This window comes from Variovorax sp. P1_H12_2 (genome assembly GCF_056405335.1).
On sequence record NZ_JBFUCI010000716.1, the window covers coordinates 1 to 1,526 of the forward strand.

A 1,526-nucleotide genomic window follows, 5' to 3' on the forward strand; every position below is an offset into this window, starting at 1 on the left:
AACCGGAGAAGCTCATTCGATATTCCTAGACGCTCAAGCCAGATCCACGGAGCTGCCATGCGACCGCATGCCCCCCGCCGCGCGATACCGGCGCAGCCAGAGGCCAGGGATACCGCGGAACCGGCTTTGCCGGGCCGCTGGTATCGCCCCCTTGAGGGGGCGGCGCCGCAGGCGCTTCGGGGGTGTTTCCATCTCAATCCGCTGCGCGGGATTTCTTGATCTCGGCGGCGGAAGGCTGGTACTTCGCGTCTGCGCCGTCGAGGTAGACGTAGTCCACCATCACACCCTTGCCGCCGTCGTTCTTGGTGCGGCCGACGAAGGCGCCCATGGTCGACTGGTTGTCCTCGGCGCGGTAAGTGATCTTGCCGAAGGGCGTGTCCACCTGCAGGCCCTTGAAGGCCGCGACCACCTTCTCGGTGTCGGTGCTCTTGGCCTTGGCGATGCCGGCGGCGGCGGACTTGATCATGCTGTAGCCGACCACCGAGCCGAGCCGCGGATAGTCCTTGAACTTGGCCTGGTAGGCCTGCTCGAAGGCCTTGTGCGCCGGCGTCGTGATGCCGTACCACGGGTAGCCGGTCACGATCCAGCCGTTGGGCGCTTCGTCCTTGAGCGGATCCATGTACTCGGGCTCGCCGGTCAGCACGCTCACCACCTCGCGGTCCTTGAACAGGCCGCGGGTGTTGCCTTCACGCACGAACTTCGACAGGTCGGCGCCGAACAGCACGTTGAAGATCGCGTCGGGCTTGGCATCGGCCAGCGCCTGCACCACACTGCCGGCGTCGACCTTGCCCAGCGGCGTGGCCTGTTCGGCGACGAATTCGACGTCGGGCTGGGCCGCCTTCAGCAGCTGCTTGAAGGCCGCGACCGCCGACTGGCCGTACTCGTAGTTGGGGTAGACCACCGCCCAGCGCTTCTTCTTGAGCTTGGCCGCCTCGGGCACCAGCATCGCGGCCTRCATGTAGGTGCCGGGGCGCAGGCGCACGGTGTAGGCGTTGCCGCCCTGCCAGGTGAGCTTGTCGGTCAGCGGCTCGCCGGCCAGGAAGAAGAACTTCTTCTGCTTGGCGAAGTCGGCCACCGCCATGCCGGTGTTCGACAGGAAGGTGCCGGCCAGGATGTCGACCTTCTCGCGCGAGACCAKCTCCTCGGCCACGCGCACCGCGTCGCCCGGGTTGGCGTTGTCATCGCGGCTGATCAGCTCGATCTTCTTGCCGTTGACGCCGCCGGCGGCGTTGATCTCGTCGACCGCCAGCTCCATGCCTTTCTTGTAGGGCTCGAGGAAGGCGGGCTGCGCCTTGTAGCTGTTGATCTCGCCGATCTTGATCACGCCCTGCGCATGCGCGGGAACGAGTGCAGTGGCGAGCGTGGCAACGGCGGCCGCGGTGAAGGCAAGGCGCAATGGATTCATCGGGAACTCCTTGGGATCGAACAGAAAGAAAAGCTTTGCGGCGAACGGGCTCAACGGAGCCCGTCCTCACCCTTGATCTCGGAGGCTTGCAGGCCGCCGATGCGCGCCAGCGGGCGGCCGC

General features: G+C 66.3%; 1 protein-coding gene. It reads right to left on the reverse strand.

Going from position 1 to position 1,526, the window contains the following annotated elements:
* Positions 1-193: 193 nt before the first annotated feature.
* On the reverse strand, positions 194-1,405 hold the full coding sequence (locus tag AC1D2K_RS34495) for an ABC transporter substrate-binding protein (RefSeq protein WP_478094910.1): 1,212 nt from the start codon (positions 1,403-1,405) through the stop codon (positions 194-196).
* Positions 1,406-1,526 lie beyond the last annotated feature (121 nt).